Origin of the sequence: Methylobacterium goesingense (assembly GCF_022179225.1) — a bacterium.
Lineage (GTDB): Bacteria > Pseudomonadota > Alphaproteobacteria > Rhizobiales > Beijerinckiaceae > Methylobacterium > Methylobacterium goesingense.
Map to the genome: position 1 here is coordinate 1 of NZ_BPQL01000180.1, position 13,616 is coordinate 13,616.

General features: G+C 68.6%; 10 protein-coding genes and 1 pseudogene. 5 read left to right on the forward strand and 6 right to left on the reverse strand.

Features of this window, described 5'->3' with window-relative positions:
* From MFF30_RS23705 to MFF30_RS23720, 4 genes are all read right to left on the reverse strand, one after another.
* On the reverse strand, window positions 1-466 hold a 466-nt coding region (locus MFF30_RS23705; protein WP_238282581.1), incomplete at its 3' end, for an SDR family NAD(P)-dependent oxidoreductase.
* A 51-nt stretch (window positions 467-517) separates the two neighbouring features.
* Window positions 518-1,267, reverse strand: coding sequence for a sugar transferase (locus MFF30_RS23710; protein WP_238282582.1), 750 nt, complete (start codon window positions 1,265-1,267; stop codon window positions 518-520).
* Between the two features lie 62 nt (window positions 1,268-1,329).
* Complete coding sequence (locus tag MFF30_RS23715) at window positions 1,330-2,514, reverse strand: DegT/DnrJ/EryC1/StrS family aminotransferase (RefSeq protein ID WP_373320995.1); 1,185 nt, start codon at window positions 2,512-2,514, stop codon at window positions 1,330-1,332.
* 1 nt (window position 2,515) lies between these two features.
* Window positions 2,516-3,232, reverse strand: a complete 717-nt coding sequence (locus MFF30_RS23720) for a nucleotidyltransferase family protein (RefSeq protein ID WP_238282584.1) — start codon at window positions 3,230-3,232, stop codon at window positions 2,516-2,518.
* Window positions 3,233-3,451: 219 nt separating this feature from the next.
* On the opposite strand from MFF30_RS23720, the gene MFF30_RS23725 reads away from it, so the two are divergent.
* Window positions 3,452-5,713 carry a Wzz/FepE/Etk N-terminal domain-containing protein gene (locus MFF30_RS23725; RefSeq protein WP_238282586.1) on the forward strand — a complete coding sequence of 754 codons (2,262 nt, stop codon included), beginning with the start codon at window positions 3,452-3,454 and terminating at the stop codon, window positions 5,711-5,713.
* Complete coding sequence (locus MFF30_RS23730; RefSeq protein ID WP_238282589.1) at window positions 5,710-6,618, forward strand: YdcF family protein; 909 nt, start codon at window positions 5,710-5,712, stop codon at window positions 6,616-6,618. The genes MFF30_RS23725 and MFF30_RS23730 overlap by 4 nt, the downstream gene beginning before the upstream one ends.
* A gap of 9 nt (window positions 6,619-6,627) precedes the next feature.
* Here MFF30_RS23730 and asnB read toward each other — a convergent pair whose 3' ends face one another.
* Window positions 6,628-8,589 carry an asparagine synthase (glutamine-hydrolyzing) gene (gene asnB, locus MFF30_RS23735; RefSeq protein ID WP_283205932.1) on the reverse strand — a complete coding sequence of 654 codons (1,962 nt, stop codon included), beginning with the start codon at window positions 8,587-8,589 and terminating at the stop codon, window positions 6,628-6,630.
* Window positions 8,590-8,758: 169 nt separating this feature from the next.
* Window positions 8,759-9,412, reverse strand: coding sequence for a Crp/Fnr family transcriptional regulator (locus tag MFF30_RS23740; protein ID WP_238282591.1), 654 nt, complete (start codon window positions 9,410-9,412; stop codon window positions 8,759-8,761).
* A 343-nt stretch (window positions 9,413-9,755) separates the two neighbouring features.
* On the opposite strand from MFF30_RS23740, the pseudogene MFF30_RS23745 reads away from it, so the two are divergent.
* The 3 genes and pseudogenes from MFF30_RS23745 to MFF30_RS23755 form a co-directional block, all read left to right on the forward strand.
* A pseudogene (locus MFF30_RS23745) lies at window positions 9,756-10,786 on the forward strand (IS3 family transposase); the annotation flags it as partial.
* A gap of 475 nt (window positions 10,787-11,261) precedes the next feature.
* On the forward strand, window positions 11,262-12,806 hold the full coding sequence (locus MFF30_RS23750) for a ShlB/FhaC/HecB family hemolysin secretion/activation protein (RefSeq protein ID WP_238282592.1): 1,545 nt from the start codon (window positions 11,262-11,264) through the stop codon (window positions 12,804-12,806).
* A 61-nt stretch (window positions 12,807-12,867) separates the two neighbouring features.
* On the forward strand, window positions 12,868-13,616 hold a 749-nt coding region (locus MFF30_RS23755), incomplete at its 3' end, for a two-partner secretion domain-containing protein (protein WP_238282593.1).

A 13,616-nucleotide genomic window follows, 5' to 3' on the forward strand; every position in this document is an offset into this window, starting at 1 on the left:
TCGAGGCCGAGTAGGGCGACTGGCCCTGGAGGGGATGGTCTTCCCGGATCGGCATGGTGAGCGCCGTGCCGTAGACCTCGCTCGTGGAGGTGTGGACGACCCGCCGGGTTCCATGCTGGCGCGCCGCCTCCAGCACGTTCAGCGTGCCCGTGACATTGGTGTCCACGTAGGCCTGGGGCGCTGCGTAGGAGTGCGGGATGGCGATGAGCGCCGCCAGATGGAAGATGACGTCGTGCCCCGGCACCAACCGTCCGACGAAGGCGGCGTCGCGAACATCGCCGCGCACGAGGTCGAGCCGGGCGCGCACCTCGGGTGCCACGTCGTCCAGCCAGCCGTGGCTGTCGAACGAATTGTAGAGGGCCAGCGCCGTCACCCGTGCGCCGCGGCGCGCCAGGGCCTCCGCCAGGTGCGAGCCGATGAACCCGTCCGCTCCGGTCACGAGGACCCTGGTGTCGGCGTAATCCATGATGGTCTCCCTCAAGCTCTGGCGGTTCAAGACCGATCCGTCGCCTCTTCCTCAGGCCGTGCCCTGAACGGGCGGGCTCGCGTCCCCGGACGAAACCGGAACGAGGGTGGTGCCGTCCGGCGCAATCTCCGGCATGGGCCTGGGGACCAGGACGATCAGGCCCCCCCGGACGGTGAGGGCGAGGTCGGAAGCGAGCGTCCGCGTCCGGAAATAGGCCATGTCGGCGCGCGCTTTGAGCGGGAAGAGAACCTCCCGGTAGAAGCGTTGCGGGTCGACGTTCCGCGTGTGGAGTTCGCTCTCGCTGCGGAACAGGATCTGGCAGGGCCCCAGGAGGCCCGGCTTGTGATCCAGAACCTCGTCGAACCCGTCATGGAAGCAATCCGCGAAGGCCAGGCTCTCGGGGCGGGGCCCGACGACCGCCATGTCGCCGCGGAGCACGTTCCAGAACTGAGGCAACTCATCGAGCTTGGTCGCCATCAGGACCCTCCCGACCGTGGTCATTCGGGCATCCCCCTCCAGGGTCAGCGGACTGCCTGCGGCGCCGGCTCTGGGACCGAACTTCCGGAACTTGTACATCACGAACGGCAGCCCGCCGCGCCCGAGGCGGACTTGCGCGAACAGGATGGGCCGACCCGATTCCAGCAGGATCGCGAGGGCGACGAGCAGCGCCAAGGGCGCCAGCAGGAGGGCGGCGAAGACCACCACGACGAGGTCGAAGGCACGGCGCCGCGCGGCCTCGTGCAGGTGGAGTCGAGCAAAGACCCGGGTACGGCGGGGTTGGGCAACGGAAACGTCGGTCATGAGGCAGTTCCGTGTCGGGAGGATGCACACCCGCGCCGGGCGGGGTCTCGGGGACGAGTGTTTCAGGGGGCGAGCGCTTCGCGCAGGGCCGTGACGACCCGGCGAACGTCGTGCTGGTTCATGCGGGGGTGGAGCGGCAGGGTCAGTTCCCGGTCCGCGAAAGCCTCGGTCGTGGGCAGGTCGGGGGCGGAATCCTGCGCGCGGTAGAACGAGAGGCGGTGTACGGGCGGGTAGTGGATGGTGGTCTGGACGCCCCGCTCCGCGAGGGCGTCGATGACCGCCTGCCGGTCGGCGTTGGCGGGCAGCAGCACGGGCATGATGTGGTGCACGGAGGGGCGTGCGTCCTCGAAAGGCAGGCTCACCTCCGGGCACTCCGCGCGGAGAAGGCTCCGGTAGCGCCGCGTCAGCGCGCGCCTGGTCTCGTTCCACTCGGAGAGGTGGGAGAGCTGGACCAGGCCCATGGCCGCCCTGAGCTCGTCCATGCGGTAGTTGAAGCCCAGCATGGTGACGTCGTAGGTCGGCGTGCGGCTGTTCAGCCGTTGGAACGTACCGGTGGTCAGGCCGTGGCCACGGGCCTGGCGGACGGCCTCGCGCAGCGCCGGATCGCGGGCGACGACCATACCGCCCTCCGCCGTGGTCATGTTCTTGTTGCCGTAGAAGCTGAAGGCCGCGGCCGCGCCTAGGGTCCCGACGCCGGGCAAGCCCGCGGCATGCGCCGCGTCCTCGACCAGCACGAGACCGCGTTCGGCGGCGAAGGCCCGCCAGGGCTCGGGGTCGATCAGGTAGCCCGCGAAGTGGACCAGAATCACCGCCCGGGTGCGCGGCGTGCACTTGGCCGCGGCATCCGCGACGGACATCAACGGCAGCTCCGTGCTCGCGATGTCGACGAAGACCGGGGTGGCGCCGACGTAGCGGACGCAGTTGGCCGTCGCGACGAAGGTAAGGGAGGGCACCAGCACCTCGTCGCCCGGGCCGAGCCCGAGCGCGTGCATGATCAGGTGCAGCCCCGCCGTACACGAGCTCACCGCGACCGCGTCCTCCGTCCCGTGCATCTCCGCGAAGGCGCGTTCGAAAGCCCGCACGCGCTCACCCATGGTGATCCAGCCGCCGTCGATGACCTCGGCCAACGCGGTCATCTCCCCGAGGCCGAGACACGGCTCGGCCACGAGAAGCCGGCGTGACTCGCGGGTGGGCTCGAGTGGGGCGGGATCCGAGGCTGCCGGAGCGCGCGCGGACACGGTCTCCATGTCAGGCTCCCACGACCATGAGGGACGGGGCGAATTCCTCCCACCGGATGTCCTGCGCCTTGTGAAAATCCTCGACCCGTCCGATGTCGAGCCACAGACCCTGGTGTTTGTAGACGTGGATGGGGACTTTCTTCGCCAGCAGGCAGTGGGCGAGGTCGTCCGCGCCGAACGGCATCCCACGGGGGATGAAGTCCAGGATCTCCGGCTCCATGCAGTAGATGCCCATGCTCACGCTGTTGGTGAGCACCGGCTTCTCGTTGAAGCTGATGACCACGCCGTCCTCATCCTCGATGACGCCGAAATCCAGCTTGTTGGAGCGGCACGCGGTGGCGATCGTGAAGGGGTGGCCGTGGGCGCGGTGGATGCCCGTGAAGCTCCGGAGGCTGAGGTCGGTGAGAACGTCGCCGTTGAGGACGAGGAAGGTCTCGTCCAGGTATTGTTCGAGCAGCGTGAGCGCGCCGATCGTGCCGAGGGGCTCTGTTTCCTCGGTGTAGACGATGTGCAGGCCCCACTGGTGCCCGTCGCCACAGAAGCTGCGGATGAGGTGCCCGAGGTAACCGGTGGTGATGTAGAGTTCCTCGATCGCGTTGCGGCGCAGCCACTTCACGAGGAGTTCGAGAACCGGCTTTGCCCCGATGGGCATGAGCGGCTTCGGCAGAACCGAGGTGTAGGGCATGAGGCGCGTGCCTCGTCCGCCCGCTTGGATGACCGCTTTCACGTGATCCTCCTCGTTCGACGTGTCCCGATCGGCGTGCCGGCTAAGCTGCCCCAGTCGGCAGTCGCGACCCTAGGTGGCTCGTCGGCCGCGTGAACTGACGGCCGTCACTTTCGGACCGGCCCCGCGGCCTAGCCTGAAATCGCTCGCATCCTCGCCGCGGCTTCGATGCGCGCGGCATGGGCAGCGCGTCGGGCGAATGGACCGGAAGGAGCCGTGAGCGTGAATGAGGCAGGGGACATCGCGCGCGGCGCGCGCCAGCGGGAACAGGCGACGCTGCGGGAGGCGGGGACGAGCCGGGAGGCGATCGCGGCGCTGAGGGAGATCGTAGCGCCGGGGGAGGCGCGCCACGACGCACCGTTCCCAGTACCGGAGCAGCGCGCGGGGATTCGCCCCTTTCCGGCGAGGGGGCCCGCCGCAGCTTACGCCGATAGCGGCCTCCGGATGCGCGACCTCCTCTCGGTGATCAGGCGGCGGGCCCGCCTCATCGGGTTCGTAGCGGTCACGGGGGCGCTGCTCGCGGGCACGCTGTCCGCTCTCCTGCCGCCTTCCTACGTGGCCACCGCGCAGGTCATGGTCGAGCCGGCCGCCTCAGAGGTCGCCGCCGGCCTGCTCGCGCCCGTTGTGGACACGCACATCATCCTTCTCACGTCCGAGGCGCGCCTCAGGCGCGTGTTCGATGACTTGGCGGCCGAGCCCCGATACATCGCCGCCTCGGCCGCCATCGGGGCCCAGCCCTCGTTCGTCGAGCGTGCCAGATTCCTGCTGCGCGATGCCGCGCGGGAACTCGGCCTGGCGTCCCGCCCGGTGGAGCCCGAGGCCGAGACGCCATCGAGCGACCTCGGTCCTGGCCAGGCTCGTACGGCGATGCTGGTGCGTCAGGAGCGCCAGTCCAGCATCATCAGCGTCAGCTTCCAGGACCGCAGCGCGCAGCGGGCGGCGCTTGTCGCCAACGGCATGGTCACCCGCCACGTGCGGGAGCTGGGCGAGCGCCGGACCCAGGAGGCTTCCGGACGCCGGGAATTTCAGGAGCAGCGAGTCGAGGAGGCCCGGGCGGAAGTGGCAGAGGCCGAGCAACGGGTGCGCGCCTTCCAGGTCGAGAACGGGGCGGCCGTCACCGACCGCGAGGGTGAATCCGTCGCCGAGATGACCCAACAACTGGTCCTGCTGCGCTCGGAGATCGCCGCGCGCGAGCGGGATATCGGGGTATCGGCCGCCGCCGACGATCTCCGGGTCGTCCGGCTTCAGGCCAACGCGCTCGAGGCGCGCCTCGCCGAGCTCAAAGCCGTCCAGGGAACGACTGTCGACCAGCGCATCAAGAGGCAGGCCCTGGACCTGCGCCTGGAAACGGCCCGGAAAAACCTGACCGAGCAGCAGCGCCAGTTGGAAGAGGCGAGCAAGCCGCAGCCCGCGTTCGCATCCGCCGCCCGGGTCGTCGCCGCGGCCTCGGTGCCCACGCGGCCGAACTCGCTGCACCCCGTCGTGGTGGCCGTGCCCGCTCTGGTGGCCTTCGGCATCCTGGGCGCGATGGTCGCGCTCCTGTTGGAGCGGCTCGCCAAGGGCTACCGGAGCGAGCGCGACGTGGAGGAGGAACTAGGCGTCCCATGCCTCGGCCTCGTCCCACGCGCGCCGACCAAGCGAGGGGCCGGCGCCTCGACCGATGACGTGCACGCACCCTGGGGCCGTGCGGTAGGCTCGATCGCGCTGACATTGCTGCACCGCTGCGGCCGCTCCGGCTCCTCCTGCGTCGTGCAAGTCACGGCCTGCGCGCGGGCGGAGGACAAGGCGGGGCTGGCGACCGCCCTCGCCGCACGCGCCCGGAAAGACGGGCGCCGCGTCCTGCTGGTGCGCTGGGACGACGATGCCGATCTCGGACAGCACGTCCCCCCCTACCCGCTCACCGAAGCCGGTACGGCCTCGAGATCCTTCTCAGCCGCCGCCGCTTTCGCACGCGATCCGGTGCTCGGCGTCGACCGTCCCGTCAGCGAGGGCATCGGACGTGATCTCGTGCTCGCCTTGGGATGCGATCGCTCCAGCCGGGTCAGGCAGATCCTGGCGTATCGGTACGATCTCGTGGTGGTGGACGCCCCGCCTGTACTCGCCTCCTCGCAGGTCCGGTTGGTCGCGGAAGGGGCTGACGCCACGCTGATGGCGCTGGCCTGGGGGCGTACGGATCGAAGGGTCGCGGACCAGGCCCTGCGTCTCCTGCGCCGGCCCATGCCGCTCGTGGGCGACGGGCCGGCTCCGGGCGAGCGTACCACCCTCGCGGTTCTCACCGACGTGAACCTGAAAATGCATGCCCGTTACCGCCTGGGTGACGTCGGCGAACAGTTGTTCGAGGCTCAGCGTCGGCGGAACCGATCGCGTCGGCCCGCCCCGCCGCCGCCCGCCCCGATCCAGGGGGCGGCCGCCCCCGCGTCCGGCACGCGCGCGGATGACGAACGCGAAACCTGCCCGCTTCCCCGCAGGCGAGCAGGCGCGTGACGGGGAATCCGGAGGCGGTCCAGGTCCTGCTTCATCTTGTGGGACAGTTCGCCTGGAGATTGGCCACCCCGTCGAACCTGTTTCCCGGGCTTGCGCTGCTTGGGTTGGCCATGATGGCGGCGGGCCGGCACCGTGTCGGGGCCGGGCTCGCCTGGGCCGGCGTGCTGGCAACGCTCTCTGGACTGACCCCGCTCGCCAATTGGGCACTCCTGCCCCTGGAGCAGCGTTTCCAGGCGCAGCACGACGTCGTTCGGCCGGTGGACGGCATCATCGTCCTCTCGGGTGGGGTCGATCTCACCACGTCACGCACCCGCGGACAGCTCACGCTCAACGATGCCGGAGGCCGTATCACGGCGCTGATCGATCTGGCCCATCGCCACCCGACGGCGCGCTTGATCTACACCGGCGGCGACCCGTCCCCGACCGGCGGGAGAGCGCGCGCGCCCGAGGCCGTGCTGGCGGCCGCCTACCTGGAGGAAATCGGCATTGCGCCGGCCCGTCTCACCATCGAGGCGCGCTCGCGGACCACCGCCGAGAACGCAGAAGAGGTGCGCAAGCTGCTGAAGCAGCACCCGGGCGAGCGCTGGTTGCTCGTCACCTCGGCGTGGCACATGCCCCGGGCCATGGGCGCCTTTCGTCGGGTCGGTCTCGTGGTCGAGCCTTACCCCGTGGACTTCCGCACGGCGGGGCCGTTCGCGACCCGATTCACGTTCGAGCACACGGCGGACGGGCTCCACCTGCTCGACGTGGCCGCGAAAGAATGGGTCGGTTTGGTCGTCTACCGCCTGACCGGGCGCAGCGATGCCCTTTTTCCGGCACCCGACGCCGGGCCGGCGTCATCGATCGCCGACAAGGATCATCGCCATCACGCCGCGCCGGACCAGCCACGGTCGACCAGACTTTAGCGGGGTCGGTCAGAACGATGCCTGCCCGGCGTGAGCGCGGGTGCAGCCCGGGGCCGGTCTGCCGGCACGCTCGCCGTGCCGGGCCTCCGCGGGTCGCGTCCGCGCCGCGTGCTGCCTCGTCCAGGCCTCCAGCATCAGGAGGCGCCAGAGGAGAACCCCGAAACCGCGCCCGGCGCCTGAACCGTGGACGTCCAGGATGCGACCCACACCTCGGCGGTCCCAGTGGCCCAGATCCGTCCCGTGAGCGCCGAGCAGCCGCTCTCGCACGAGCGCTTGTCCTTTGGCCTCGCGGAACCACGCATCGAGGGGTACGCCGAAACCCCGCTTGGCACCGCGCTCGACGGCTGTCGGAAGGAGCCGCCGACCGAGCGCGCGCAGCGGGAGTTTGCCCTCATGCGCGTCGAGCAAAGCCCCGCGCGGCAGCCGGGCGGCCCACTCCACGAGGCGTATGTCGAGAAGCGGAGACCGCACCTCGACGGAATGGGCCATCGAGGCACGGTCGACTTTCACCAGCACGTCGTCCGGCAAGTAAAGCCGGTAATCGAGATCCTGCTGGCGCAGGATCGTCGCCCTGCCGCGGCTGCGGGCCCACCGCGCCCACAGGGGCGCACCCGCCTCCGCCAGGAGGGGGCGCAGACGCGGGTGCGCGACAGCCGCCAGGGCGGGGTCTGCGGGCAGATCGTCGAACGCGGCGGCGCAGCCCCGGTCAGGCAGGCCGAGCTTGGCCAGTCGGGCCCGCAGGGGCGACAGGGCGGGCGCCAGCCCGGCAACCCGGCGAAGGGTTGGCCCCACGAACTGAGCCGCATCGATGACGCGGCGGTGGCGAAGCGCCTCCACGTAGCGCCGGTAGCCGGCAAAGGCTTCGTCGCCTCCGTCGCCCGACAGGAACACGCGTCCGACCGTCGCGGCGGCCTCGCACAAGGTGAAGGTCGGCAATGCGGAAGGGTCGCCGAACGGCTCGTCGAAGAACCAGGCGAGCTCGTCCAGGCGGTCGAGGCCGTCCGGCTTCTGGGCGACGACGCGGTGATCCAGCCCGACATGCCGTGCCGTGGCCGCGGCGAGGTCGGTCTCGTTGGCCTCGCCCTCCGCGAATCCGACCGTCAGGGCGAGCGGGCGCGGACCCGGCACGTCGGCAGCGCAAGCCGCGACGAGCCCGCTGTCCAAGCCGCCCGACAGGAACACACCCACCGGCACGTCGCTGCGCAGCCGGATGCGGACGGCGTCCCGCAGAAGGTGCTCGAGCTCCTCCGTCTCACCAGGGGATAATGGCCGCCGGGTCGGATCGTCGCTGAGCGACAGATCCCAATAGGGACGCAACCGTGCGGCAGAGGGGTCGTCCAGGGAGCCCGCCAGGACGTGGGCCGGCGGGAGCTTGGCGTGACCGCGGAAGATCGCCGACTCCCCGGGCAGGTATCCCAGCGCGAGGTAGCGCGCCACGGCCGCATCGTCGATCTCGCGCCGCTCGCCCGGCCAAGCCAGCATGGCTTTTGGCTCGGAGGCGAAGCGCAGGCTTCCGCCTCCGGTCGCGTAGTAGAGGGGTTTCACCCCGAGGCGGTCGCGGGCCAGCAGGAAAGTGCGGCGCTCGGTGTCGATCAGCGCGAAGGCGAACATGCCGTTCAGCATTGGCAGCGCGGCCTCTCCCCGCCGCGCGAGGAGCCGCAACAGGACCTCCGTGTCGGAGCCGCCCCGGAAACGCTCGCCCTCCGCCTCCAAATCGCGGCGCAACTCGACATGGTTGTAGATCTCGCCGTTGAAGGCGAGGTGGAACCGCCCGTTGCCGTAGCTCATGGGCTGGTGGCCGTTGGGGCTCAAGTCGAGGATGGCGAGGCGGCGGAAGCCCAAACCCCAGCCCTCGCCCTGCGCGACGCCCGCATCGTCGGGGCCGCGATGGCGGAGGAGGTCCGCCATGCGAACGAGGACGTCACGGCCGCCTCTGTTCCAGGGGTCGATGTAGCCGCACAGGCCGCACATGCCTCAACTCCCCCCCTGTCGCGCGCCCTGGCTTCTCGAAGACCCGACCTTGGCCGACGCACGCTCGATTAAGCCGCCGCGCGATCAGGGCTGGAGCCTGTATCCGGACTTGGATGGAAGGATCGGTCCCAGATGCCGAATCGGGCGGTGTTCGGAGAGGAGTACCGTTTTATCCCTGGCGCTTGGCGATCCTGAGGATCTGGGCGACGTTCCGGAACCGGATGGTGCGACGGGTCGGCATCTCGATGGCTTGCCGCCGTTTCAGCTCCATCAGGCCACGACAGACCGTCTCCGGCGACAACCCCAGATGATCGGCGATGTCGTTGCGCGGGATGAGGAACTTGTAGGTGTCGGGATCGGCATCCATGCACGGAAGGTGGTTGCGCATCCGCAGGATGAACCACGCGATGCGACTCAGCGCGGAGCGCCGGCTCACGCCCTGGATCAGATCGAGCATCTCCCGAAGAACCTGCTCATGTGCACTGACCGGGACGCCTCGGTCGGTACTCTGAGAACTTTGCCGCGAGCGTATCCTGCAATAGGTGACCGCCTCCGCTGTATAGGTTGGGGTGCCCATGCAGCTTGAATGGATGGTATCGCCGGGCCAAAAGAATGCCAGAACTTGCCGTTCTCCGGCAGAGCAGAGGCGCACCGCCCGTACAGCGCCTTCCAATATTTCCAATTCTTTGTTTTGCGGCTCGCCCTGCCAGAACAGCACGCGATTGGGAGGAAGGACTTCCGAGGTGCTCGGATACCCCAGGCGAGGCCATGAACTGCGCCCGATGGCAGCGTTCATTCCTCCAACGGCGAGATCGTTCTGCATCGCCATGCCTCATTATTTAAGGAGTACTTAACACCGATTTGGCGCCTGTATGGATGGCCATTAGGCGTAGCTGGGGTAGCCCTATAGTCGATGGTACTACGGCGCTCGAGGAGGCGGGCGGCGAAATGAAGATGCGCCCCATTGGCGGTCAAGCACGTCATGTGCGTCGGCGAGAGGCGCCGAGGGAGCGTCAAGTCGCCAAACGCGTGCCGTGCGCGCCCGCCGCAGCAGGGCGGCAGGCTTCTCGATGGCTCGGGCCACTACTTCGCTTTTCAGGACTTTGACCTGACCGGCTGTCTTCGGACCGGGCTGATCGACAGGATCAGCCAAGACAGAAGGAGTCGGACTGAAGGTCGATCAAACCAGGAATATGAAGGATCTCGAGCGCGAGAACGCACGGCTGCGACGGCTTGTAGCCGCGCTATCCCCGGAAGAGCAGGTGCTGGCGGACGTCGCCTCGTGAGCCGAAGGCCAGCGCCAGCAAAACTTTTAGCCCCAGAGTGACGCCGGCAGGCGGTCGACGGCATCCGTGAGCAGAGTACGGCCTCTCGGAACGTCACACTTGCCGGATCGTCGGTCAGCCCCGCGACACGCAACGCTACGAGCCGACCGTGCCGGCCGACGAGGGTGAGTTGACCCGCGCCGTCATTTGCCCTGACGCCCGAGTACGGGCGCTATGGCTACCGCCGCGTCTTCGCGCTGCTGCAGGCAGAGGGCTGGCAGGTGGGCAAGGATCGGGTTCAGTGCATCCGGCGTCGCGAGGGGCTGAAGGTCCCGAGCCGACAGAGACCCTGTAGCCGCCTCTGGCTGAACGACGTCTCCCGCGCGCGACTACGGCCGCTTCGGCGTCATCACGTCTGGCGCTTCGACTTCGCGCAGGCCCAGACGAACCTGGGCGAAGCCTACGCATCCTGACGCTGATTGACGAGCACAGTCGGGCGTGCCTCGCGCTGAACGTGGCGCGACGCATCAACAGTCTCGGTGTGATCGAGGCGCTGGCCGACGCCATGTGCCTGCATGGCATCCCGGAGCACATCCGCGGCGACACTGGTCCGGAACCGAAGGACCGTGCAGCGAGATGATCTCGAAAGCACTGCGCAAGTGGGTCGCCGAAGCCGGCTCGAAATTCCGTACATCACGGCGGGCTCGCGGTGGGAGAACGGATACCGTGAAAGCTTCAACGGCAAGCTACGTGACGCATGCCTGCGCCCAAAGATGTTTTGCTCGCTCAAGGAAGCCCAAGCCGTGATCGCTCAATGGCAAAACAGCTACAACCGCGTCCGGCCGCATTCATCCCTGGGCTACCGGCCGCCTGCACCTATCAGCTTCCTCAATCTGGCCTTCCGACAATCCATGGTAGCAGCCATGCAGTAGCCTCTCGCTCGGTTCAATCCAAATTATCGATCAGGTCATATCGTAGGAATATATAGCCACTGCTTTTATTAGGCATCATGCTTGCTTCTGGTTATTATAAATATTTATTCCTTGATATGCTGTGGTGATGCTGAATTGATACACTCCCTCGCAGACATCGCTCTGGAACATGTCAATAGTCGCATGTTCCGTTGACCTGCGGGCGTCAACTGGCATTGTCGCTAGTGGGGCGCGAGAAGGGCTTGCGCGATATGAAAGCGGCTCAGCCACTAAGATGTCCTCTCAGCACTTATGGGTCCGTTTTTCGCTTATCGCTCTGAGTGCCGTCTTCTGCGTAACCGGTGAGGTTTCGGCGCAGACTGCCAGTCAGATTACCCCTCCGAGCTTTCGTCCGCCTCAGTCCGGCGGCGGCAACGGTCTCGTTTTCTCGGGCCAGCCCGGCCTTGGAACGCCCGCCGGCGCGGATCGCCTGAGCGTGCGCCTCTCCGGCGTCAGCATCGAAAACGCCCCCCCCGGCTTCGCGCCCGAACTGCAGCGCCTGGAGAGCCGGCTCGTCGGACGCCAGATCCTCGCCGCCGAGATCTTCGCCGCGGCCCGTGACCTCGAAGCCGCCCTGATCGCCTCGGGCGCGGTCCTCACCCGCGTCGTCCTGCCCGCGCAGCAGCTCAGGAATGGCGGCCGCCTGCGCCTCGTCGTGGTCAGCGGCTTCATCGAGCGCATCGATTACCGCAACGTGCCCGATCCGGTGCGGAGCCGCGTCTCCGCCCTCCTCGAACCCCTGATCGGGCGGCGCGACCTGCAGATCGGCGAGATCGAGCGGCGCCTGCTCCTGGCCGGGGATACGCCCGGCGTCGCCCTCCGCTCGACCCTGTCGCCCAGCACCGCACAGGGCGGAACCGCTCTGATCATCGAGTCGCTCTACAAGCCCGTCACGGGGTTCTTCAGCGGCGACAACACCGTCGGCCGCCAGCTCGGCGGATTCTCCCTCGGTGGCGGCCTCGACATCAACACCGCCTTTGGCCAGGGCGAGACCATCTACTTCCGCGGCTTCGGCCATCCCGGAGAGAACGATGCCCGCGGTATCGGCAGTCCGTTCGGCGACAATCCGCGTCTGCGCACCCTCGCGGGCGGCTTCATCCTCCCGCTCGGCACGGACGGGCTGACTTTCAACTTCGAGGCGACCAACAGCCGGACGGCGCCGCGTCTGAGCAACGGAATCCAGACCAGCAGCGACTTCGAGCGTCTCTCCTTCCGCCTGCGCTATCCCTGGCTGCGCAGCCGCACCGCCAACTTCTTCACCGAAGTCGCCTTCGATGCCACCCGCGAGCAGCTCGGCCTCGTCTTGCCGGCGACGATCGCACCGCTGAGCCTCGATGAGCTGCGGGTCCTGCGCCTCAGCGGCGCGGGCGACATGCGCTTCGAGAACGGGGGGTTGCTCGCCGCCACCGGCACCCTCTCACTCGGCGTGAACGGGTTGGGCGCGCGCAGCGCCGCCGATGCGACGCCTGTGCTGCCGCTGTCCCGCCTCGGCGCGGATGCCGAGTTCCAGAAGCTCGACGCGCTCGTCAGCTATACCCAGCCCCTCTTCGATCCCGTGGTGCTGGGCCTGTACGCGCGGGGCCAGACCTCGTTCGGCCAGGCGCTCGCGCGCAGCGAGCAGATCAGCTTCGCGTCGTTCCAGGAGCTCTCCACCTTCGACGCCGGCAGCCTCGGCGGCGACAGCGGCTGGGTTGTGCGCGGCGAGCTGTCGTCGCCCTTCTCGGTGACGCCGGAAGGCCTTCCGCTCTCGATCGCGCCCTACGTCTTCGGGGCGACCGGCGCGCTCTACCTCGAGCAGCCGACCACGTTCGAGAAGGCACGACTCGGTGTCTCGGCGGTGGGCGTCGGCGTGCGCATGCTGTCACAAGCGGAGCCCAACGGCACCCTGACCTCGCTCACCCTCGAGTTCGGGCGCCGCTTCCGCAACGATGCCCTGCCCGACGGAAACCGCTTCACTGTGGTGGGCGCCGTCCGCTTCTGATCCGACCGCCACCGAGACACCGTCACCACGACCTGGCCAGCCTGCGCCTCAGAGATCGTCCATGAACCGCACTGTCCGACCCCTGCTCCAACTGCTCCTGACAGGTACGGCTCTAACGGGTTCGTTCGCGGCCGGGGCGGGCGAGTTGCCGACCGGCGCCTCGACGGTCCACGGCGGCGTGAGCATCAGCACGCCCTCGGCGAACCAGATGACTATCCAGCAGACGACGTCGAGCGCGATCGTGAACTGGCAGGGGTTTTCCATCGGCCAGGGCGCGCGGGTGGACATCAGCCAGCCCTCGGCCTCTTCGGCCATCCTGAACCGGGTCACCGGCTCGGCCCCCTCGACGATCGCGGGCCAACTCAACGCCAACGGGCAGATCTACCTCGTGAACCCGAACGGGGTCGCGATCACCCGGACCGGAACGGTTCAGGCGGGCGCCTTCGTGGCCTCGACCCTCGACACGACAGACGGAGACTTCAAGGCGGGCAAGCGCCTCTTCCGCGGCACGGGCCAGTCCGGCACGGTGTCGAACCAGGGCAGTATCACGGTTCAGAGGGGCGGCTACGTCGCGCTGCTGGGCGGTCGGGTCGAGAATGCGGGCCTGATCAGCGTGCCGATGGGCAAGGTCGGGCTCGGCGCCGGCGAGCAGGCCACCCTCGACTTCTCCGGCGACGGGTTCCTGCAGGTCGCCATCCCCTCGCGCAAGGACGGCTCGGACGCGGCGCTGATCCAGCACAGCGGCCAGATCCGGGCGCCGGGCGGAACGGTGGTGATGCAGGCGGCGACGGCCCGCGACGCGGCGCGCCA

Coding starts and splice junctions, on each gene's coding strand:
- MFF30_RS23710 (WP_238282582.1), bottom strand. CDS start 1,267: ATGACCGACGTTTCCGTTGCCCAACCCCGCCGTACCCGGGTCTTTGCT.
- MFF30_RS23740 (WP_238282591.1), bottom strand. CDS start 9,412: ATGCAGAACGATCTCGCCGTTGGAGGAATGAACGCTGCCATCGGGCGC.
- asnB (WP_283205932.1), bottom strand. CDS start 8,589: ATGTGCGGCCTGTGCGGCTACATCGACCCCTGGAACAGAGGCGGCCGT.
- MFF30_RS23715 (WP_373320995.1), bottom strand. CDS start 2,514: ATGGAGACCGTGTCCGCGCGCGCTCCGGCAGCCTCGGATCCCGCCCCA.